Raw genomic sequence first — 21,539 nt, 5'->3', positions numbered from 1 at the left:
GGACATGGAACGCTGGCGGCTGATCCTCGGCGAACCCGCGTCGCGGTGCGCCGGCGGCCTGCAGGGCGAGGCGGCGCGCCGGGACGCCGCGCTGGAGTGGCTCTACGGGCGCGATCCCGAGCTCGCCGAACGCGGTGTGCGCAAGGGCGGCAGCGAGGACTCGGTGCTGCAGACCGTGGACTGGCTGGACGAGGTGCACACCCTGTTCCCGAGGGAGACGATCGAACGGCTGGAGCGCGACGCGGTCGAGCGGTACGAGATCACCGACATCGTCACGGATCCCGATGTGCTGCAACGGATCGAGCCGAACCCGGCACTGCTGCGCGCGGTGCTGCGGACCAAGCACCTGATGAACCCGGACGTGCTCGCGATGGCCCGCAGGATCGTCGAGGCGGTGGTCAAGCAGCTGATGGAGAAGCTGAAAACCGAGGTGCGCACGGCGTTCAGCGGGACGCGGTCGCGGCGGCCGAGCATTCACAAGAACTCGCGCAACTTCGACTTCCGCGCCACGATCAGGGCGAACCTCCAGCGCTACCAACCGGAGGAGCGCAAGCTCGCGATCGAGCACCCGAAGTTCGTCTCGCGCACCAAGCGGCACGTCGAGCAGTGGCAGGTCGTGCTGCTGGTCGACCAGTCCGGGTCGATGACCAGCTCGGTGATCCACTCGGCGGTCACGGCGGCCTGCCTGTGGGGGTTGCCCGGCCTCAGGACGCACCTCGTCGCCTTCGACACCAACGTGGTCGACCTGACGTCCGACGTCACCGACCCGGTCGAGCTGTTGATGAAGGTGCAGCTCGGCGGTGGCACGGACATCGCGAAGGCCGTGGCGTACGGGGCCGGGCTCGTCGACAGTCCGCGCCGGGCGATCGTCGCGATCATCAGCGACTTCTACGAGGGCGGCAACGAGGCGCACCTCGTCCGCACGGTGAAGGGCATGTGCGAGCAGGGCACCCACGTCCTGTGCCTGGCGGCGCTGGACGACGAGGCGAACCCGGTCTACGACAAGGCACTCGGGCAACGCCTCGCGAACGTCGGCGCCCACGTCGGCGCGATGACCCCCGGCCAGCTCGCCGAATTCGTCGCGGAGAAGCTCAGATGACCAGACCCGACCTGCTGGCCCTCACCCCGGACGCGCTCGCGGCGCTGGCCAACCGCGGGCTGGTGAAGCGCGCCGCCAAGGAGCTCGACGCGGGTGTCGTCCCGGCGCTCGACACCGACCCGGCCGGTGCCGTTCAGGGCAAGTTCCCGGACGGCACCACGACCACGTTGCCGCCGAACACCACCCTCGACGCGGCGCGGTGCAGCTGTGGCGCGACTGGGGTGTGCCGGCATCGCATCGCGGTCGTCCTCGCGTACCAACGCACTCAGGAGACCACCGCACCGGCCGAGCTGTGGTCGCCGGGCGCCGTCACCGACGAGGACCTGACGGCGTTGATGGGCGAACGCACGCTGCGCCGCGCCCGCCGGGCGTTGCAGGCCGGCTACCGCGCGAAGCTCCGCCATCCGACCGCGGCAGACCAGACCGCCCAGGCCGAACTCCCGACGTGCACGGTGACGTTCCTGGTGCCCGGCGACCTGTCCTACGTCCACACCGACGCGGTGAACAAGGACGAGGCGACGGCGCTGGCGGTGTGGGCGTTCCGCGAAGCCGACGCTCAGAGCGGTGACACCAAGAACAGGGACACCGTGGACGTGGGTGGATCTCCCACCACCGCAACGGATCTGACCGCCGTCACCGATCTGCTCGACCAGTTGCTGCTCGACGGCGCGACCAACGCGAGCGAGGTGCTGGACGTCGCGTGGCAACGCCTGCACCGCGACCTCACCGCCCAGCGCCTGCACTGGCCGGCCGCGGTGATCACCGACCTGCTCGCCCAGTTGGCCGCCTATCGCCGACGCGGCGCGGACTACGAGGCAGAACACTTCGCCGCCCTGCTGACCGAACTGCACGCCCGCACCACGGCGACCGGAGCGCGCGCCGAGGTCCTCGGTCCGGACGAACCCGCGGAGACGCCGCTCAAACGGGTCCGCCTCACCGCGCTGGGCGCTCGGCTGCGCACCGCCACCACCGCCGACGTCTACTTCGCCTCCGGTGACGTCGTGCTGGTGCAACGCGACACCGCCGTGCGCACCGGTCAGCGCCTGGCCGCGTCGAACGTGGTCTCCGAGTCGGCGACCCGCAGCGCGAGCCGCGCGGTCACACTGAAGACCAGCCGGGTCGCCAAGACCTCGCTCACGCCGGTCGGCACGGCGTGGGACCACCTGCCGCAGGCGCTGGTCATCAGCGACTACGACGCGACCGCCGCACATCTGGCCGAACTGCCGCCACGGCAGGTGCGCGCGAGGGTCGAGGCGGAGCTGGTCCGCGCGGTCCGCGTCACCGAGGTGTCCGACCTGGCCTACGATCCCGCCGCCCAACGCCTGACAGCGACGCTGCACCACGCCGGCACCACGTGCGTTCTGGAAGCGACCCATCGGGCGGTGGCACCGAACGCGCTCGACGCGCTGGCGGCGGCGTTGCACGCCGGCCCGACGACGATCACCGGTGCGGTGCGACGGCATCGTGGCACGCTCGTCGTGGCACCGCTGGGCGTGCACACCTCCGCCGGAGTCGTGGTGCCGGACCTGGCGACGGACACGTCACCGCAGCCGTTGCCGCCGGGTGTCACGGCGACCGATCCGTTGAGCGCGGCGGTCGACAGCGCGGTGGCGGTGTTAGCCGAGGCCGTGCATCGAGGCCTGGACCACCTCCCGCACGGCCTGCTCGCCCGCACGCGCGAGGTCGCCGCGCGCCTGCACCGCACGGGGCTGCGTTCGGCGGCGGCCCAAGTCACGGCGTTCGCCGACGCCCCGGCCTCGACCACCTGGCTCAGCGCGTACCTGAGACTTCTGGTCACCGCCGATGCCCGGTAGCGCGACCGAGGACGTGGGGTCGATGCGTTGCGACAACACGTAGTCCTCGGCGGCCTCGGACACCCGTCCGAGCCGTTCCAACACGAACCCGCGGAGGTAAGCCGCTCGAGCCGCACCACAACCACCCAATGACACCCCACGGCCGTAGGCCTCCAGGGCGTCCTCCAGGTGTCCACTCGCCGCCAGCGCGTCGCCGAGCAGTGCCCACGTCCTGTCGTCACCGGGGCTGAGCTCGACGAGCTCGTCGGCGTACCCGACCGCGCGCTGTCCCAGGCCGACGGTCAGGTGGGTCCGCACGAGGAAGCAGTACAGGGCATAGGCCTCGTCGGCCCAGGCCAGCCGGTCAATCTCGGCGGAGCCCGGCGTGATCGCGGTCAGGCCGTCCAGCGCCCGCCCGAGCAACCGGTGTGTCTCCACGACGTCCCGCCGCACGAAGGGAACGGCGGCGATCGCCCGGTGCAGCCGCACCTGCTGGAGCGCTGCGGTGAACCCGGACGACGGCAGTTCCGACGCCGCCTTCATCGCGAGCGCGGCGGCGGCCTGCATCGACGTGGAGTCGGCACCGCGGGCGGCGTTGCGGAACACCACCAGCAACGCCAGATCCCGCCGGGTCTCGGCGGGAAGTCCGGACCGGGCGCCGCGCAACGCCATCGCCTCCACCGCGGAGGCCGGCAGATGGCACCGCAGCACCGCGAGCTCTTCCAGGGCGAGCTCGGGCGAGAGCACGTGCTTGCGCGGGTCGATCACCGACAGGCCGATCACCGTGGCGGCGCGCTGGGGATATCCCAGGCGCAGCAACAGATCACAGGCGACGCGGCGTTCGGCCGTGCGCAACGAACCGAGGGTGCGTTCGTGGACGCGCCACCACAGTTCGGAGGCCAGGTCGACGGGGAACGTCGTCATGTCGGCGCCGACGCCGTCGAGCCGGCCCCAGCTCGCCGCGGTGAGCAGCCGGAGCTGGGCGGACGGCGGGGGTTCGAAGCGCGGCACGCCCGCCGACGCGCCGACGACGAACGCCGACGCCATCGCGTGGGTGATCCGCGCGTGCAACGAGGAGGTGGGGCCAGGACTGGAAAGACCCGCGTAGACACCGCAGGCGACCGGGACCTGAGCGGTGCGCAGGGCGCGCAGCCGGGTGGCCAGCGCGCGGGGACTCGGGTCGGTGCGGTACCGCGGCATCGCGGTCATGCGGGCCTCCCAGGTTCAGTTCAGCAGTTCCCAGCCGCGTCTGGTCAGGCGGTGGCGGACCGACCTGCCGTTGCGGTGGGTGGAGACGAATCCCGCGGTGCGCAGGGCGGTCGCGTGCTGCGACGCCGTCGGCAGGCTGATGCCCACGTGCTTGGCGAGTTCGGTGGTGGTGCGTTCGGAGGTCAGCGCCCGCAGCACCAGCGTCCGGGTGCGCCCGAGGGCCAGTTCGAGGCTGGCCCCGCTCGGCTGCGGTGTCGCCACCGGGTAGAACAGCAGCGGCTGCGGTTCGGCGAACATCGACACCGCCGGGCGGGTCAGCCCGTTGAGCACCGGCACGATGAGCATCCCCGAGCCGCGCAACGAGATCTCGGTGTCCCAGCCCAGTTCGACGTGCAGCGCGGGCGAGGTCCACGAGATCGACGGGTGCAGGTGGCCGAGCAGGTCCCCCAGCCCGCGCGTCACCGCCTGCGACGACCGCAGCCGCACCTCGGCGTCGAACGCCTGGCGCGTCTGCGGCCAGTTGTTCCCGAGCAGGTCGCGGAAACCCGAGTTGAACGCCGACCGCAGGTCCTGGCGCGAGGTCGGGGTGCCGGCCGCGAACGACCGCAGCCACGGCGACGTCGTGCCCAGCATGCTCGCGATCTGGTCGCGCACCCGGTTCGAGGGCACGTCGAGCACCTGCCGCACGGCCTCGTCGAAGTCGGGGCGCGCGGAGTTGAAGAAGTCGGGAATGAACCGGCCCGGCCGGACCAGTTCGGCGAGCGGGCGGATCTGCGGCAGCAGCAGGCGGTCCCAGTTACCGCTGTGCACGGTGAACACCAGTTCGTACATCGGCAGCGGTGCCGACGCGAACCGGGTGCGCGCCAGATCTTCCAACTCGAAGAGAATCGTCAACCCGCGGCCCTTGGGCGCGGATTCGGACAACACGATCGGCATTTGCTTCCCCCCGGAGTGCAACCACTTCCGACGGTACGCAGATCTCGTTGTCCGGTGTCAGCGCTGTTCCACTTGACAACGTTCGGCGGACAAACTCAAACAACCGGCCCGGTCTGCTCGGTGAGCTTCAGCAGCAGGTCACGGGTCTGCGCGCGTTCTTCGGACGTCTCCTGGTCCCGCCACAGCAGATCGGCGAGCGTCACCCCGTCGAGTGCACGTGAAATGAGATCGGCACGCTGCGGATGCAACCCGTCGGAATCGGTTTGCTGCCGCCAGCGGGTCGCCGCGACGTCCAGCCGCTGCTGCAGTTCCGGGACGCCGAGCAGCGCCGTTACGACAGACGGGTGAGACCACAGACCGGCCGGTTCGAACGTCGCCCGGATGTGCGCGCGGGTCCACCGGCCGGGGGTGTCCTCCGGTTCCAGGAGTCGCGCGACGGTCGCGTCGTAGTGCTCGAACCACTCGTCGATCAGGCCGACGATCAACGCCTGCTTGCTGCGGAAGTGATGCAGCAGCCCGCCTTTGGACACGCCGGCTTCCTTGGCCACCGCGTCGAGGCTGACGGCGGGGCCGTGCGTGATCAACGCGCGCGCGGCCGCCTCGATCACTTCACGGCGGGTACGGGGTGCGTTGCGCTGTTCTCCGGGCACGCGATCAACCTATCCGTTTGCCTAACCGACCGTCTGGACGGTACGTTACTTTACGGACCAGATGGTCGGCAAAGGGAGAGTGCCATGCGGAAGTGGGCAGGACTGGGCGTGCTCGCACTCGCGTTGTTGTTGATCGCCGTCGACGGCACGGTGCTGGCTCTGGCGCTGCCCGCGCTGCAGCAGGACCTGGCGCCCTCCGCCGCGCAGGTGCTGTGGATCGGCGACATCTACTCGTTCGTGCTCGGCGGCCTGCTCGTCACGATGGGCACCCTGGGCGACCGCATCGGACGCAAGAAACTGCTGCTGACGGGCGCCGCGGGGTTCGGCGCGGCGTCACTGCTGGCCGCCTTCGCCCCGTCGGCCGAGTGGCTGATCGTCGCTCGCGCCCTGCTCGGCGTGGCGGGCGCGACGATCATGCCGTCGACGCTGTCGATCATCCGCAACCTGTTCACCGACCCGGTCGAGCGCACGCGCGCGGTGGCGGTGTGGGCGGCGATGGCCACGGCGGGCGCCGCGCTGGGCCCGTTGGTCGGCGGCGTGTTGCTGGAGCACTTCTGGTGGGGCTCGGTGTTCGTCATCAACCTGCCGGTGATGGCGCTGCTGCTCGTGTTCGGCGCGTGGTGGCTGCCGGAGTCGCGCGACCCGTCACCCGGACCGTTCGACCTGGTGTCGGCCCTGCTGTCGGCCGTAGGCGTGGTGCCGCTGGTGTACGCGATCAAGGAGGTCGCGCTGGTCGGTCCGACGTGGACCGCACTGTTGGCCGGGCTGGTGGGCGTGGCCGGGCTGTGGCTGTTCGTGCGACGGCAGCAGTCGTCCGCGCACCCGATGATCGACGTGGCGCTGTTTCGCAAGCCCGCGTTCAGCGGTGCCGTGGGCGCGACCATGATCGCGGTGTTCGCCCTGACCGGCCTGGTGTTCTTCCTGTCGCAGTACTTCCAGAACGTGCTGGGCTACTCGCCGCTGGAAGCCGGGCTGCGGGAACTCCCGCTCGGACTCGCCGGCATGGCCGTGATCGCGGTGATCGGCCCGGTGGTGCGGCTGCTCGGCACGGGTCGGGCGATCGCCGCCGGTCTGCTCGTCAGCGCCGGCGGGCTCACGATCGTCGGCTTCTCCGCGGGGTACGGCGCGATCGCGGTGGCGCTGGTGGTGCTGGGCGCCGGCGTCGGCCTCGCGTTGACGCTGACGACGGACGCGGTGGTGTCAGCAGTGCCCGCGGACAAGGCCGGTGCGGCGTCGGCGGTGTCGGAGACCGCCTACGAGCTGGGCGCGGCCCTGGGCATCGCGGTGCTCGGGACGGTGCTGTCGGCGTGGGCTCGCGCGGGCACGTTCACCGAGGCGATGCAGGGAACGTCGCTGGTGGCGGCCGCACTGCTGGCTCTCGCCTCGTTCGTCGCGTACCGGCTCATCCCGAGCTCCACCAGCCGGCCGATCAAGGTCGGGGTGAGCTGAGGACGTCGTCGCCGATCATGAGCACGGCCGCCGGCTCGATCCGGGCCAGGACGTCGAGCACCGGAGTCCACTTGCCGAGGCGCAGCACGGCGGCGATGAGCCTGCGCGCCTCGGACCACGGGCTCCGCGCCGCGATCCCTGCCAGCACTTGCGCGCTCAGTTCGGCGTCGTTGATCGTCCCGGCGATGGCTCGCGCCCGCGCCAGGTCCACCGCGGACGCCAGCCCCGCCAGTGCGCGGTCACGCCAGCGGGAGATCACGATCGTGCGCACCACCGCTTCGGCCTCGCTCAGGTCTCCAGATCGTGCCAACGCCGTCACGACCTCGGACAACGCGATCGCCTTCTGCTCGGTGAACGTGATCGCGCCGCAGCAGGTCAGGGCCGTCGTCGCGAACCGTCGCGCGACGGCACCTCGAGCAACCGCGGCCAGGTCGGCGAACGCCCTTGCGCACCAACGGGGATCGGCGATCTGTTCGATGATCGTTTCACCGCGTTCGACGTCACCGCGGCGGACCGCCGCCACACCGGCGGCGATCAGGGCCTGAGCACGACGCGATTCGCCGTTGACCGTCACGGCCACCGATTCGGCGCGATCCACGTGGCCGGTGGTCGCCAACGCCACGGCCAGGTCGGTCAACGCCTGGTCTCTCCAGTCGTCGTGGCCGATGGCGCGGGCGAACGACTCGGCGCCGGAAGCGTCGCCGAGCAGAGCCATGCCTGCCGGAACTCCCGCCCACACGGCCGCTTGCTCCCGTGAGGTGAGGACAGCACCGACCACGACCTGCAACGTCGCCAGGATCCTGGCGGCCGCCGCGCTGTCACCGGCCCGCGCCGTGGCGAGGTAGAGCGCGACGAGCGCGTTCGCCCGCCAGAACGGCTCGGCGATGGTGCCCGTGACCTCCTCCGCCCTCTCCGACTCGCCCCGTGCCGCCATCAGCGCGACCAGTCCCGTCAGCGCCCTGCCCTGTTCGCGGGCGTCCTCGACGACGTCGGCCAGCTGCCGTGCACGCGTGAGATCGCCGGCCACCGCAACCGCCTTGAGCAGTGCGATCAGGTCCTCCGCCTGGTACCGCACGGGACTGGCCAGCTGCGCGAGTTTCTCCGCTTCGGCCGCGAGAGCCTCCGCACGCGCTCGGTCGCCGGCCACGGCGATGGGGATGATCATCTCGGTGAGCGCGCGGGCTCGTTGGCGCGGGTTGAGAACGAAGCGGGCCACACGTTCGGCATCGGCGAGGTCGCCTTTGTCGATCAAGGCCCGCACCACTTGCCCCAGCGCCCTCCACTGTCGTGGCCCTCGTGGGATCGCCCGAGCGAGTCTTTCCGCATCGGCCAGCTTGTTCTCCGACAGAGCCTTCGTCACGTCGTCGCTCGAATGGTTGCTCGAACGCCCCGATGCTTTGTAGGACTGCAGCACTCGCTCGGTGCGTGCGACGTTGGTCAAGGTGCCGCTCTGAGGATTCGGAAGCTTGTGCGCGCTTGCGAACACCCTCGTCTCCGCGTCGGGGTGGTCGATGGTGCGCGCGATCCTCCTCGCCGTGGCGACATCACCGGCGGCCGCGACCGTCCGTGCCACGTCGATCAACGCACTCACGCGCTGAGCGGCGGCCGGTAGCGACCACGCCAGCGCCTCCGCCCTCGAGTGGTGCCCGAGATGGGCCCACGCCTGTGGAAGCTCTGGCGGGATGAACAAGCTCCGCTCGTGCAGTTCCGCGCGATAGATCACCAAACGCATCATCGGCAGCAGGTCAGGAGGGTCCTGGGCGTTCAAGACCTGCTGGACGGCCGCGATCTCGGTGATCGCCGCGCCGTTGCCGCCGGTCAGGTCCAGCATGCGGTGGTGACGGGGCCGGTCGAGCGCGCAGGCCAGCATCCGCGCGACGTCACCGGTTTCGTGCAGCAGCCGGAAGTAGCCGCGCTGCAGGTACTCGGGTGTCCCGATCGGCCAGCCCTGGTCGCGGAACCCGTCCGCCCAGGCGTGCAGTCGTTCCCGGTAGGCGTTCACCTGCGCGGGGCCCAGCATCCGGATCGCGTCCTGCTGGAGTTGTTCGTGCGCGAGCAGGAACACGGGCGGATCCGCGCGATGGCTGAACGTGCGGCCGGACACCGCTCGGAGGTGCTCCTCGACCTCCCACTCCGGCCATCCGGTGAGGTCCGCGAGGTCGTGGCCGCTCAAACCTCCGCCGGCGGCGGCCACGAGTCCGAGCAGGTCCCGTTCGGCGGGCGTGCCGCGCAGCAGGTGGTTGAGTTCCCGCTGGGCGTCGGCGCGCACCACTTCCGCGTGCCGCGACCGGTCCAGACGACGGACGATCCGGTTGTCGCGCAGAGGATGCCGGTCCGGCACGTCCGCGGGAATCGGCGGGTGCGGCCGCCCGGCGACGACGACTCGAAGTCCCTCGGCCGGACGGGCGGGCAACAGCGCGGCGATGCTGTGGGCATCCGGTCCGACGGTGACGCCGCGGTCTTCGTCCAGGCCGTCGACCACCAGTACGAGTCGCTCACCCTCGCGGTAGGTCACCGCTGCCGCCTGGGCGAGCAGGCCCAGCAAGTGCGCGTCACGGGTCGCGTCGGTGAGCAGCTCGGGCAACGGCTGGCCGAGCAGCTCGGCCAGCTGTTCGAGGACGACCTCGGCGAACGCGGTCTTGTGGTTCTGACTGGACAGCCGCGCGGTGACGAAGAACGACACCACGCGGACACCTGCTGGTGGGTGCAGCACGAACCACGACATCAGCGCGGACTTCCCCGTCCACGCCGGAGCTTGCCACCAGGTGTAGGTCTTGTCGTGTTCGTCGTCCAGGCACCAGGCCGCGAGCTCAGCCAGTTCGGCGTCCCGGTCGTAGAGGTCGTCCGGCGCGATCCGGCGCACCTGCTCCAGGTAGGCCGAGCGCGCTGCGGGCGTTTTGTGCAGGTGCACGTCGCCGTGGACGTCTCGTGCCTGGAACACCTGCCCGGCGGTTCCGCTGACCTGGTTGCGCACCTCCGCCGACTCGAACAGCCGCTGGTAGTGCAGGAGATCACCGAGCCGGCGCGGCACGGTTCGCGAGGTGGACGCGGCCTGGGTGAGACAGTCCTGGACGAACGTCTCGACGTCCTCCCACGACGTGCAGTCGGGCAGGTCCGCGCCGGACCGGCCGGCGAGCTCAGCCAGGTCTCGCAGCGCCAGGAGTAGCCGGCTCGTCGACGTCATCACCGCGATTGTCACACTCCGGGCGGCCGGAGCGTGATCAGTTCATCCGCATGTCGTACGCGTCATTCCGGCTGGTTCGAGGCCTCGGCCAGCCGCTGGTGCAGACGCTCCCTGACCTGGTCCGGGGTGTAGGCGGCGCGCCGGCGCTGGTTGCGGGCGACGACCACGCCGCTCGCCGCGACACCCGCGAAAGCGGCCAGACCGATCACCTTCCACAGCTTCATGTGCCTAGGCTAACGGGCTATGGCGACAACCCTGGACCAAGCCGTGGAGATGACCCGCACCGGTGACGTGTGGGTGTTCCGCGGCCGCAGCGCCGCGGACCGGGCGATCCAGGCCATGACCAACAGCCCGGTCAACCACGTGGGCATGGCGATCGTGCTGGACGACCTGCCGCCGTTGATGTGGCACGCCGAGCTCGGCAAGTCGCTCAAGGACATGTGGACCGGCACGCACCAGCGCGGCGCTCAACTGCACGACCTGCGCGACGCCGTGGTGACGTGGCACGACAAGTACCACCAGCGGGCGTGGCTGCGGCAGCTCGACCACGTCGTGACGCGTGAGATGGAGGACGCGGCGCTGAGGACCGTGGCGCGGCTGGACGGCACGCCGTTCCCGTCGACCGCCAAGCTGGCGTCGCGGTGGCTGCGCGGGCGGGTTCCGTTGCGGCCCAAGGCCGATGCCTCGCTGGAGAGCGCGTTCTGCGCGGAGATCGTGGCCGTGACGTACGAGGAGATGGGGCTGCTGCCCAAGCGCAGGCCCAACTGGTACGACCCCGGCCGGTTCTGGAGCGGGGACGACCTCGACCTGCTGGACGGCGCCAAGCTCCGCAAGGAGATCGAGATCGTCGTCATGTGAGCGACGCCCCGACCAGCACGAGCCGCAGCGTGCGTTCGGTGGCGTCGGTCAGCAGTTCCGCGGTCCTGGCGATCGCGGTGTCCAGTTCGACGGGCGCGGCGATGATGCTGGTGTAGGCGTCGATGCCGACGTCGTGGTTGACGCGGGCGTCGGCGCCGATCGTGCCGGCCAGCGCGATCACCGGTTTGCCGTGCTTCTTCGCCCTGCGCGCCACCTCGGCCGGCACCTTGCCGTGCGGGGTCTGGCCGTCGATCGCGCCCTCGGCGGTGATGACGAGGTCGGCGTACGGGAGGCGTGCGTCCAGATCGGAGTGATCGAGGATCACGTCGAACCGCGGTACGAGGGTCGCACCGAGCGCGTGCAGTCCGGCGCCGAGCCCGCCGGACGCACCGCCGCCGGGAATGGTCGCGACGTCTCCCCCGAGCAGGCCCGCCCAGTTGTCGAGGGCGGCGGCGAGTTGCTCGACCTGGCCCGGCGTGGCGCCTTTCTGCGGTCCGAACACCCTTGCCACACCGCGGTCGCCGCACAGGACGTTGTGCGGGTTGCACGCCACGGTGATCTCCGCCTTGTCCAGTCGCGGGTCCACTTCGGACAGATCGATCGCGCCGGCGCCGATCAGCGCCGCTCCCCCTCTGCTGATGTCACGCCCGTGTTCGTCGGTGATCCGCGCGCCCAGCGCCTGCAACGCGCCCGCGCCGCCGTCGGACGTGCCGGAGTCGCCGCAGCCGACGAGGATCCGGTCCACGCCGAGGTCGAGCGCTGCCTTGATCAGCTCGCCGACGCCGTACGTGGTGGTGCTCGCCGGGTCGCGGTGCCCCTTCGGCACGAGCCTGAGCCCGGCCGCCGCGGCCATCTCGACCACAGCGGTGCGCGGTCCGGGACCGCCGAGCAACGCGAAGTGCGACGGCACGGGTGCGCCGATCGGTCCGGTCACGAGGGCGGGGATCAGCGTGCCGCCGGTGGCTTCGGCGAGCGCCTTGGCCGAGCCCTCGCCACCGTCGACGAGTGGCACCTTGTCCACGACCGCACCGGGAACGACCCGGTGGATGCCCGCGGCGATCGCGTCGGCGACGGCGCAGGCGTCGAGCGACTCCTTGAAACCGCTGGGAGCAACGAGAAAACGCATGGTCGGCCTCATTTCAGTGGCAGGCCCAGGCTGGGCCAGAGGAAGACGGCCGCCGCGAACACGAGCAGGCCGGTGACCGGGGCAAGGACCGCGGACAGCTTGAGCAGGTCCTTCGGTTCGTAGGCGTCGGCGAAGAGCGCGACGGGTTTCGCCGACGACGTGAGCGTGTGGCAGAAACCGGCGGCCGCGGTGGAGGCGAAGGCGAGCGCGGCGGGGTTCAGCCCGGCGGCCGCGGCCAGCGGGATGACGATCGGGATGAGGACGCTCGAACGGGCCGAGCGGGACTGGATCACGAGGTGGGCGGCGAGGCTCACCGCGATCACCGTCGGGAGGAGGTGGGCCGGGCTGACCAGGCCCGCGACGAGGTTGGCCGCGCCTGACCTGATGAGGGCGGTGCCGAGCATCGTGGTGGCGGCCATGAACAGCAGGAGCGACCACGGGATGTCGGCGAACGCCTGCTTGATCGTCGTGGTGCCGAGGCGCGGGGCGGTGATCAGGAGGGCGCCGGTGAGAGCGGCGACTTCGGGGGCGATGCCGTGCCACGGTTCGCTGAGCCAGGTGAGGGAGACGGCGAGGACGATCGCCAGTGCGGTCCACTCCGGCCTGGTGAGGCGCTGGGTGGCGGCGGGCGCGGTTTGCTCGGGCGTGGTGAGGGGCTGGGTGGCGGCCGCCGAGATCGTGACCGGCGCGAGTTCGAGCGTCCGAAATTGTCGGTGCTGTCTGGGAGAATTAGAACAGGGGACCCCTAGCAGGGGACCCTCGCTCCGCGCTGCCACCACGGGCCGTTTGCGGTCCGCCCGAGTCGTGAACAACCACAACACGATCTCCGCCGTCACGTGCGCGCTCACCACCGCCAGCGGCACCCCGAGCGCCAGCCACCACCCGAACCCGATGCCCTGCCCGGTCGCGGCCTCCAGCAGCGAGTTCGTGATCAGGTGCGCCCCCGCGCCCACGACGGTGGCCACCGCGGTCAGCAGGATCACCGACGGGAACAGCACCCCGAACGCCCGCGCGACCCGCGAGTTCAGCCCGCCCCGCAGCTCCGCGTAGACCGGCAGGGTCAGCGCGGCGCGGCCCGACGTGGACGGCACGAAGAACGCCGTGATCAGCAGTGCGAGTGCCGTCAGGTGGGCCAGGCCGCGCACGGTTCTGGCACGGCCCAGCAGCCAGGTCGCCAGCCGGGCCGGCAGGCCGGACGCCGTCACGCCTGCCGCCAGCACGAACGCCGCGATGAGCAGCCAGGTCGTCGAGCTGCCGAGCGCCGCCAGTGACGACGCGGGCAGGACGCCGCAGAGCAGCAGCACCGCCACGGCCGCCAGTGCGACGAACGTGTCGTCCAGCGGCGTGCACACCCACAGGAGCACCGCCGCCGCGAAGACCACCAACGTCAGAATCACGTGAACCAGAGTGCTCACACACGCTGAGCCACACGTGAGACGACGATGAAGAAGCCTTCATCTAGACCAGCCGGTAACCCATTCCCCGCACGGTTTCCACGCGCGCAACACCGATTTTCCGGCGCAGCGAACGAACGTAGACGTCGACCACATTGGACCCGGGGTCGAAGTCGTAGCCCCACACGTGCGACAGGATCTGCTCACGCACCAGCACCTGACCCGGATGCCGCAGGAACAGCTCCAGCAGCGCGAACTCCCGCGCGGTCAGGTCGACCGGCCCGGACGGCACCACGGCCTGCCTGGTGCGCAGGTCCAGCGACAGCGTGCCGGACGTCAGCACGGTGGCCTCGGGAACACCGGGCGGGCGCAACCGCAGCCGCACGCGGGCGAGCAGCTCCTCGAAGCGGAACGGCTTGGTCATGTAGTCGTCGGCGCCACCCGACAACCCCGCCACGGTGTCGTGCACCGAGTCACGAGCGGTCAGGATGATCACGGGCGTCACCACTCCCTGCGAACGCATCGTTCGCAGCACCGAGAAGCCGTCGACGTCCGGCAGGCCCAGGTCCAGCACGATCAGGTCGAACGACCCGGCCCACGACAGGGCGTCCGCTCCGGACGACACGACCGACGTGGTGAAGCCGTTGGCTCGCAAGCCCTTTTCGACGAAGGACGCGATGCGTTCCTCGTCCTCGACGATCAGGATCCGGCCGGTCATCGCGGCACCTCCACCACAAAAGTCGCTCCCTCACCGGACACCGAACGCACGTGCACCGCACCTCCGTGGGCGAGAGCGATCGCCTTCACGATCGGCAGCCCCAGGCCGGTCGACCGGGAGAAGAGCAACGACTCGTCGCGCACGCCCGGCCCGGAGTCGGCCACCCAGAAGGACACCGCGGAGTCCACAGAGGACCCGAACCGGATGGTGGAGCCCTGTGAAGTGTGCCGGACCGCGTTCGAGGCGAGCTGTACGAGGGCCTGCGTGACGCGTTGCGGGTCGAGCACCGCCTCCCCTTCCGCGATCGACTCGAGCACCCACCGGCGGTCACCCAACGCGCGGAGCTTCGCGTCGATGTCGCTGGTCAGTTCGGGCAACGACACGGCGACGGGACGCAGGAAGTCCGGGCGTTCGGCCTTGACCAGCAGCAACAGGTCCTCCACCAGACGGGCCATGCGGTCCAGTTCGTCGGTGCACAGGCGGACGACCTCGGCACGCTCGGTCGGCGAGTCGCCCATCAGCTCCAGGTGGCCGCGGACGATGGTGATCGGGGTGCGCAGCTCGTGGGAGGCGTCGTCGAGGAACTGGCGCTGCAGCCGGAAGGAGCGTTCCAGGCGGTCGAGCATCGAGTTGAACTGCCGCGCGAGTGCGGCGACGTCGTCGTTGCCGGACACCGGGATGCGGCGGGTCAGGTCGTCCTCGGTGATCTCGGCGGCGGCCTGCCGGACCATTCGCACCGGCGCGAGGATCACGCCCGCCACGAACCACGCGATCAGCGCGGCGATCAGCAGGCCCGCCAGCGACACCAGCACCAGCACGCGCACCGTCGAGTGCACCGGGGCGTGCACGCCGTCCTCGAAGTAGCCGGTCACGAACCACATCTCGGAGGCACCGACCACGTGCACCTTCGCCCAGCGGAACGGGCCGGCGGGCGTGGCCACCACTCCCCAGGTCGCGCCGGACGACGTGATCACGCCCAGCACCGCGCGGTCGTTCTCCAGCGCGTACGTCACGTTCGAACGCTGCACCAGCACCTTGCCGGTGGCCGGCACCGCGAGGTGAGCCTCGTACTCGTCCGGGTACTGCAGGCGCAGGTGCGCCTCGGCCACCGCTCGCGCGTCGCCGGCGTGGGTTTCGGCGTAGGAGCTGAACTCCCCCGTCTCCTGTTCCAGGGCGCGGTTCATCCGGTCGTCGACGTCGACGAGCAGGAACCGCCACACCACGACCACGACGGTCGCGAGGACGAGCGTCATCAGGCCGAGGAGCCAGCACATGATCTTCACGCGTGCGGGCACGTCAGTCGTCCTCGTCGTCGTCTTCGACCGGCGGTGGCGGCGGCAGCACGGAACTCGGGGCGGGGGTGGGCGTGGGTGTGCTGGTCGGCACGGCCGAGCGTCCTATCTGGATCTCCGGCTTGCCGACCTGCGGTGGCACCGGCCGCACCAGGGTCAGCACCAGGAGCACGGCCGCGATCGCGCACGCCACGCTGAGCACGGCCACGAGGACCGTGCCGGTGCGGGCGGACGGCAGCATGCGACCGAGCCTGCCCCGCGAACCCTCGTCCTGCATGAGACCAAGATGAAGATCTCTTCATCTGTCCGCAAATCGACTGATAATCATCAGCCCCTTGACCGGGAACAGACGGCCCCGGCACGGTGGGAGCGGTCTCACCCTGGGAGCTGACAACGATGTCACGACTGCTCGCGATCGTGCTCGCCCTGCTGTTGCCCGCCGTGCCCGCCACCGCCGCACCCACCGGCTGGACCGTCACCGGACCTGGCCAGGTGACCGCCACCATCGCCCTGACCAGCGGAAATCTCACACTCGCGGTGTCCCGTCAAGGCAGAACCGTCCTGCAGCCCGCGCCGGTCGGCATCACGACGACAGCCGCCGATCTCACCGAGGACCTGACGTTCACCGGCCGCTCTGACCGCGTTGTCATCGAGCGCTACGCCATGCCGCACGGCAAACGGATGCAGCGCGCCACCCGGATGACCGAGACCAGACTCGGCTTCCGCAACGCCGCGGGCAGCTTCGACCTGGTCGTGCGCGCGGCACCGGACGGGATCGCCTACCGCTATGTCCTGCCCGGCCCGGCGACGGTCACCGCCGAGGCGTCCAGTTTCACCGTGCCCGCCGGCGCGAGGGCCTGGCTGCTCCCCTACAACGCCTGGTACGAGGCCAATCGGGTGCGCACCACCGCGGGCGAGGCCACCGGCGACTTCGGCTACCCCTCGCTGTTCCACACCGGCACCGACTTCGCGTTGCTCACCGAATCCGATGTGGACGGCCGGTACGCGGGCAGCAGGTTGCGCAAGAGCGGCGCGGGTTTCCAGGTCGTGCTGGCCGACGACCAGGTCGAGTCGACGGGAACGACGCCGTGGCGCACGGCGATCGTCGGTGATCTCAAGACGGTCAGCACGTCCACCCTCGTGGACGACCTGGCCGGTCCAGCGATCTTCAAGGACACGAGCTGGATCAAGCCCGGCAAGGTCGCGTGGTCGTGGCTGAGCGAGCACTCCAGCCCGAGCGACTTCGCCAGGCAGAAGCAGTACGTGGACTTCGCCGCCCGTCACGGCTGGGAGTACGCGCTGGTCGACGAGGGCTGGAGCGCGCAGTGGGTGCCGGAACTGATTCGCTACGCCCGCGCACAGGGCGTGGAGATCCTGCTCTGGCTGCGGTGGAGCGACCTCGACACGCCGCAGGAACGCGACACCGTGCTGCCCAGGATCAAGCGGTGGGGCGCCAAGGGCGTGAAGCTCGACTTCATGGAGTCCGACTCGCAGGACCGTTACCGCTGGTACGACGCGGTTCTGCGGAAGACGGCGGATCTCGAGCTGATGGTCAACTTCCACGGTTCCACCATCCCGCACGGCCTCGCCCGCACCTGGCCGCACGTGCTGACCATGGAGGCGGTGCGCGGTGCGGAGAACTATCCTCCCGCGGCCAACAACCCGGTGCAGTTCTTCACCCGCAACGTCGCTGGTTCGATGGACTACACGCCGGTGTCGCTGGAGGTCGGCACGAAGGAGGCGTCGATCGCGCACGAGACCGCGCTGCCGGTCGTGTACGAGTCGGGGTGGACGCACTTCGCCGACAAACCCGAGGCCTACGAACGGCATCCGCAGGCGTTGCGCTACCTCGACCAGCTGCCGACGGTCTGGGACGAGACCCGGTTGCTCGACGGCGACCCGGACACGCACGCCGTGGTCGCCCGGCGCAACGGCGACCGGTGGTTCGTCGGCGGAATCGCGGCTGATCAACGCACCTTCAAGGCACAGCTCGGGTTCCTCGGCGCAGGACAGTGGCTGGTCGAGACCGTCCGCGATCCCGCCGACCGCAGCGACGTCGTGCGGGACCGGCAGGTTCTGCGCGGCAACGACACCCTCGACGTGCCCGTGCGGCGCAACGGCGGGTTCGCGGCGATCATCTGCCGCAACCGGCCGGGTCTGCAGACGTGCGACCGGCCAATCCGCCAGGTCCCCAAGACCACGTTGACGGTCACGCCTACCGGCCCCGTCGACACCCCGTCGGGCTCGACGTTCGAGATCGCCGGCACGTTCACCAACGCAGACAAGGAGATCCGCGACGTCGCGTTGAAGGCCGTCGCTCCAGAGGGTTGGACGGTGTCCGGTCCGACCGTGCAGCGCCGAAAGCTCGCGCCGGGCGAGTCGATCAGTGGCAAGTGGCAGTTGCGCGTGGGAGGACCGACCGGCCTCGTGGACGTGCCGGTCGTCGCGACGTTCGGTGACGTGCACGTCGAGCAGGCGGTCAAGGCGTTCGTGCCGCCACCGGTGCCCGCGAACGGCGCGCAGATCAGCGATCTGCCGTTCATGAGCGAGACCAACGGGTGGGGTCCGGTCGAACGCGACCGCTCGAACGGTGAGAACTCCGGTGGCGACGGCGGACCGCTTTCCATCGGCGGAGTGAGCTACGCCAAGGGCATCGGTGCGCACGCGCCGTCCGACGTCTCGGTGTACCTCGGCCGTGGCTGCGAGAGGTTCGCCGCGAAGATCGGCCTCGACGACGAGACCAGGGAACCGGGCTCGGTGGTGTTCCAGCTGTTCGGCGACGACAAACCGTTGTACGACAGCGGTGTCGTCAAGGGCAAAGGCCCGGCGGTGCCGATCGACGTCGACGTCACCGGCGTCCGGATGCTCAGCCTGCGGGTCACCGACGGTGGCGACGGCCGCAACTTCGACCACGCCGACTGGGCGGAGGCGGCGCTGACGTGCTGATCAACCGCAGACAGTTCTTGTACGCCACGGGTTTGCTGGCGGTGGCACCCAACGTCTCGCTCGCGCAGGTCCGGGACACCTACTACGAAGTCCTGCTCAGACACACGCGGTGGGCCGAAACGCAGTACGACACCACAGCGGGTCGTTACCGGCGCACGGACTTCGGGTTCGCGGTCGTGCTCGGCAACGCCGTGCTGCTGACCCGCGGCAACTACGACCCGGCGCTGGCAGGCGTCGAGAAGGACGTGCTGCGCGAGCACACGCTGGCCACCATCAAGCACTTCGCCGCGAGCAACGTGCTGGCGGGCGGGAACGAGTGGGGCAAGACCCTGTTCTGGGACACCACGTTCCAGTCGTACTTCGTGCTGGCCGCCCGGTTGCTCTGGCCGGATCTGGACGCTGCCACCCACTTCCACGTCGAAGCGATCGCACGCGGCCAGGCCGACTACACGACGTCGCTCGGCACCGGCAACGATCCGCGATCGGGCAGCTGGACGCCGAACGGCCTGATCGGCGGCCATCACGGCGACACCAAACTGGAGGAGATGGGCGTCTACGCCCAGTCGCTCGCACCCGGACTGGCCTGGCACGGCGACGGGCCGGGCTGGCGCGAGGCGTTCGGGAGGTGGAGCCGCAACGAGGCCGGGCTGCCCGCCGCCGACCTCGCCAATCCCTCCACAGTGGACGGAAAGCCGATCTCCGCCAACACCGCCACGAACCTCCACGACACGTTCATCGTGGAGAACCACGGCTCGTTCGGACCGCACTACCAGTCCGAACTGTGGCGCACCTCGGGTCGCAACGCCGTGCACTTCCTGCTCGCGGGGCGGCCGCTGCCCGAGGTCCTGACGCGTCAACCCAACGGAGAACTCCTGTGGCGCACCATCCTCGCCACGATGAGCGACGCCGGCGAACCGTTGATGCCGATGGTCAACGACCGGGAACACCTGTACGGCCGGGACGTCATCCCGCTCGCGTTCCGGTCCACCGTGCTGCGCGACCCGATGGCGGCGTGGGCCGAGGTGGCGCTCGCGTCCCGGCTGCTCGCCTACCAGGCACATCCGCCGGTGCACCGGCTCGCGAAGTTCTCCGGTGAGGCCAAGTACGAACCGGAGGCCCGCGCGGAGCTCGCGATCAGCTACCTCCTGCACGAACTGCGCCCACCGGTGGCGCCGGCGCCGGACTTCTTCTCCCGGGCGGCGCTGGCGATCGATCACGGCGCCGAGCCCGGCCTGCTGGCCCATCAGTCCGCGGCGGCGTGGGCGGGCACGGTGACCAAGCCGGGGTTCACCAAGTTCGCCTGGCAGCCCGCGCACGACGACTGGCTGTTCAAGATCAGCGGTGCGACCCCGATGCTGCTGCCGCCCTCTGCCGTTACCAGCCGCAAGACTGTTGTGTACCAACGGGTTCGTGACGGGTTCGACGGCACGGCGTGCCTGCTGGAGTTCGCGGACGGGTTCGCCGGCACGGCCACGCTGCCGACCGGCACGATCGTGTGCGCGCTCCCCCGGCCCGGGCGGGTCGACGTCCACAACCTGGCGATGCCGGGCATGCCCGGCCTCATCGGATCTCGCACCTACACAGGTGCCGCGGGGCGGGTGGTCGTGAAAGCCCGCGAGGGGTTCCGGGTCGACGAGCTGTCGTTCCCGGCTGTGTCCGCGCGCCACGTCCGCATGGTCGGCGTGCAACCACATCCCACCTACGGCTATTCGCTGTTCGACTTCGAGGTCACCGACTCACGCGGCAAACCCACCACGGCGTCGTCGTTCGACCCCGGTTACGATCCCGCGAAGGCGACGGACGGCGATCCGGCCACCCGCTGGGCGGTCGCACGCTCCGAACGCGGCCGCGCCGACAGCTGGCTCGCCGTCGATCTGGGCACCGCCACGACGATCACCCGCGTGCGGTTGCGGTGGGAGACAGCGGCCGCGGGCGCGTACCGGATCGAGACCTCGACGGACGGGACCGCGTGGACCGCGGTGGCGTCGTACCCGCGTCCCGATCTCAGCACTCCGGGCTGGCTCGACGTGGACGGACGGGCGGGGTTCGTCGCGCGGTCGGCCGCACCGATCACCGTCCAGGGCGACACGATCGTCCTGCCGGCGGGGATCGTCGAGGGCTATGTGCGGGCTGATCTGCGGACGATAGCTGCCTCGGCAGCTCCGGAGTGTCCACCGTCGGTGCTGGCCGGCACCGCGGACGGGTATCTCAGTCTGTTCAACCTGTCCGATGCCGCCGTGACCGGCACCGTCCGGCTACCGAGCACCTGGCTGTACCGAGGCACCCAACGCACCACTCGCGACGGCACGGAGTACGCGCTCGACCTGCCTGCGGCCAGCGCACGGGTCGAGGCTCCCTGGTTCACGGCGCGAGGCATCCCCGCCGGCATCACGGCCGTGGTGCACGACGCGCGGCGGGTCACGTTCCGCGGTGGTCCGGCCAGGTTCACGCTGACCCACCGCGACGGTCTCACCATGGCGATCGTGCTCGGGCGGGCGGAGCGCACAGTGACCGTGCCTGGCGTGCAACCCTTCCCGCTCGATGACCTCGCGCTGGGCCGCGTGACGTTCCCGTGTTCCGTCCTGCCGCCCGGGATGACTGATCCGGCCGCGGCGGTCGACGGCGAGCAGCACACCGCGTGGACGCCGGGCCGTGACGGTCGCATGGTCGTCGACCTCGGTGCGGTGTACCGCGTCCGGGTTCGTCTGAAGTGGACGAATGGACCGACACCACCGCACACCGTCACGTACAGCGTGGACGGAAGGACCTACGGAGAGGTCGGCAATGCCCGTTATGTGGCCGTTTCGACCGGATGGCGGCCAGGACACGCAGTGCTCAAAAGCCTTTCCGTGAACGAGCTGTTTTAACCGTCGAAAAGTCGGCAA

At 70.4% G+C, this 21,539-nt stretch carries 15 protein-coding genes and 1 pseudogene; 6 read left to right on the top strand and 10 right to left on the bottom strand.

The window, feature by feature from the left end:
* The first annotated feature begins 4 nt into the window (after positions 1-4).
* Both G7043_RS18880 and G7043_RS18875 read left to right on the top strand, forming a co-directional pair.
* Positions 5-1,099, top strand: a complete 1,095-nt coding sequence (locus G7043_RS18880) for a VWA domain-containing protein (protein ID WP_207311300.1) — start codon at positions 5-7, stop codon at positions 1,097-1,099.
* Positions 1,096-2,913 carry a hypothetical protein gene (locus G7043_RS18875; RefSeq protein ID WP_166046956.1) on the top strand — a complete coding sequence of 606 codons (1,818 nt, stop codon included), beginning with the start codon at positions 1,096-1,098 and terminating at the stop codon, positions 2,911-2,913. Before G7043_RS18880 ends, G7043_RS18875 begins: the two co-directional genes overlap by 4 nt.
* Positions 2,914-3,060: 147 nt before the next feature.
* Here the strand turns inward: G7043_RS18875 and G7043_RS48345 are convergent.
* The 3 genes and pseudogenes from G7043_RS48345 to G7043_RS18860 form a co-directional block, all read right to left on the bottom strand.
* A pseudogene (locus G7043_RS48345) lies at positions 3,061-3,435 on the bottom strand (BTAD domain-containing putative transcriptional regulator); the annotation flags it as partial.
* A 681-nt stretch (positions 3,436-4,116) separates the two neighbouring features.
* Complete coding sequence (locus tag G7043_RS18865) at positions 4,117-5,037, bottom strand: ArsR/SmtB family transcription factor (RefSeq protein WP_166046952.1); 921 nt, start codon at positions 5,035-5,037, stop codon at positions 4,117-4,119.
* Between the two features lie 95 nt (positions 5,038-5,132).
* Entirely contained in the window at positions 5,133-5,687 is a 555-nt protein-coding gene (locus G7043_RS18860) for a TetR/AcrR family transcriptional regulator (RefSeq protein ID WP_166046951.1), read from the bottom strand.
* A gap of 84 nt (positions 5,688-5,771) precedes the next feature.
* Between G7043_RS18860 and G7043_RS18855 the strand changes: the two genes are divergently transcribed.
* Positions 5,772-7,136: an MFS transporter gene (locus G7043_RS18855; protein WP_166046949.1), complete on the top strand. Its 1,365-nt coding sequence runs from the start codon at positions 5,772-5,774 to the stop codon at positions 7,134-7,136.
* On the opposite strand, the gene G7043_RS18850 is transcribed toward G7043_RS18855, so the two are convergent.
* Both G7043_RS18850 and G7043_RS18845 read right to left on the bottom strand, forming a co-directional pair.
* Positions 7,117-10,320, bottom strand: coding sequence for a hypothetical protein (locus tag G7043_RS18850; RefSeq protein ID WP_166046947.1), 3,204 nt, complete (start codon positions 10,318-10,320; stop codon positions 7,117-7,119). The two genes, G7043_RS18855 and G7043_RS18850, sit on opposite strands and share 20 nt — an antisense overlap.
* Before the next feature lie 62 nt (positions 10,321-10,382).
* Positions 10,383-10,544, bottom strand: coding sequence for a hypothetical protein (locus G7043_RS18845; protein WP_166046945.1), 162 nt, complete (start codon positions 10,542-10,544; stop codon positions 10,383-10,385).
* Positions 10,545-10,563: 19 nt separating this feature from the next.
* On the opposite strand from G7043_RS18845, the gene G7043_RS18840 reads away from it, so the two are divergent.
* Positions 10,564-11,178: a hypothetical protein gene (locus tag G7043_RS18840; protein ID WP_166046943.1), complete on the top strand. Its 615-nt coding sequence runs from the start codon at positions 10,564-10,566 to the stop codon at positions 11,176-11,178.
* Here the strand turns inward: G7043_RS18840 and G7043_RS18835 are convergent.
* The 5 genes from G7043_RS18835 to G7043_RS18815 form a co-directional block, all read right to left on the bottom strand.
* Positions 11,171-12,304, bottom strand: coding sequence for a glycerate kinase family protein (locus G7043_RS18835; RefSeq protein WP_166046941.1), 1,134 nt, complete (start codon positions 12,302-12,304; stop codon positions 11,171-11,173). The two genes, G7043_RS18840 and G7043_RS18835, sit on opposite strands and share 8 nt — an antisense overlap.
* Before the next feature lie 8 nt (positions 12,305-12,312).
* Positions 12,313-13,701, bottom strand: a complete 1,389-nt coding sequence (locus G7043_RS18830; RefSeq protein WP_166046940.1) for an SLC13 family permease — start codon at positions 13,699-13,701, stop codon at positions 12,313-12,315.
* Positions 13,702-13,762: 61 nt separating this feature from the next.
* Positions 13,763-14,416 carry a response regulator transcription factor gene (locus G7043_RS18825; protein WP_166046939.1) on the bottom strand — a complete coding sequence of 218 codons (654 nt, stop codon included), beginning with the start codon at positions 14,414-14,416 and terminating at the stop codon, positions 13,763-13,765.
* A complete protein-coding gene (locus tag G7043_RS18820) occupies positions 14,413-15,711 on the bottom strand; it encodes a sensor histidine kinase (RefSeq protein WP_313887956.1) in 1,299 nt (432 codons plus the stop codon). Before G7043_RS18820 ends, G7043_RS18825 begins: the two co-directional genes overlap by 4 nt.
* A gap of 1 nt (position 15,712) precedes the next feature.
* Positions 15,713-15,985, bottom strand: coding sequence for a small hydrophilic protein (locus G7043_RS18815; protein WP_166046938.1), 273 nt, complete (start codon positions 15,983-15,985; stop codon positions 15,713-15,715).
* Positions 15,986-16,104: 119 nt separating this feature from the next.
* Here G7043_RS18815 and G7043_RS18810 point away from each other — a divergent pair, with 119 nt between their 5' ends.
* The gene (locus tag G7043_RS18810) at positions 16,105-18,654 is read left to right on the top strand and encodes a glycoside hydrolase family 97 catalytic domain-containing protein (RefSeq protein ID WP_166046937.1); all 2,550 of its coding nucleotides are present in this window, start codon (positions 16,105-16,107) and stop codon (positions 18,652-18,654) included.
* Entirely contained in the window at positions 18,648-21,521 is a 2,874-nt protein-coding gene (locus G7043_RS18805; protein WP_313887955.1) for a discoidin domain-containing protein, read from the top strand. The genes G7043_RS18810 and G7043_RS18805 overlap by 7 nt, the downstream gene beginning before the upstream one ends.
* Positions 21,522-21,539 lie beyond the last annotated feature (18 nt).

The organism is Lentzea alba (assembly GCF_011067745.1).
Lineage (GTDB): Bacteria > Actinomycetota > Actinomycetes > Mycobacteriales > Pseudonocardiaceae > Lentzea > Lentzea alba.
This window is presented reverse-complemented; position numbering and strand designations above follow the sequence as displayed.

Coding starts and splice junctions, on each gene's coding strand:
- G7043_RS18880 (WP_207311300.1), top strand. CDS start 5: ATGGAACGCTGGCGGCTGATCCTCGGCGAACCCGCGTCGCGGTGCGCC.
- G7043_RS18875 (WP_166046956.1), top strand. CDS start 1,096: ATGACCAGACCCGACCTGCTGGCCCTCACCCCGGACGCGCTCGCGGCG.
- G7043_RS18865 (WP_166046952.1), bottom strand. CDS start 5,037: ATGCCGATCGTGTTGTCCGAATCCGCGCCCAAGGGCCGCGGGTTGACG.
- G7043_RS18855 (WP_166046949.1), top strand. CDS start 5,772: ATGCGGAAGTGGGCAGGACTGGGCGTGCTCGCACTCGCGTTGTTGTTG.
- G7043_RS18850 (WP_166046947.1), bottom strand. CDS start 10,320: ATGACGTCGACGAGCCGGCTACTCCTGGCGCTGCGAGACCTGGCTGAG.
- G7043_RS18845 (WP_166046945.1), bottom strand. CDS start 10,544: ATGAAGCTGTGGAAGGTGATCGGTCTGGCCGCTTTCGCGGGTGTCGCG.
- G7043_RS18840 (WP_166046943.1), top strand. CDS start 10,564: ATGGCGACAACCCTGGACCAAGCCGTGGAGATGACCCGCACCGGTGAC.
- G7043_RS18835 (WP_166046941.1), bottom strand. CDS start 12,304: ATGCGTTTTCTCGTTGCTCCCAGCGGTTTCAAGGAGTCGCTCGACGCC.
- G7043_RS18825 (WP_166046939.1), bottom strand. CDS start 14,416: ATGACCGGCCGGATCCTGATCGTCGAGGACGAGGAACGCATCGCGTCC.
- G7043_RS18815 (WP_166046938.1), bottom strand. CDS start 15,985: ATGCAGGACGAGGGTTCGCGGGGCAGGCTCGGTCGCATGCTGCCGTCC.
- G7043_RS18810 (WP_166046937.1), top strand. CDS start 16,105: ATGTCACGACTGCTCGCGATCGTGCTCGCCCTGCTGTTGCCCGCCGTG.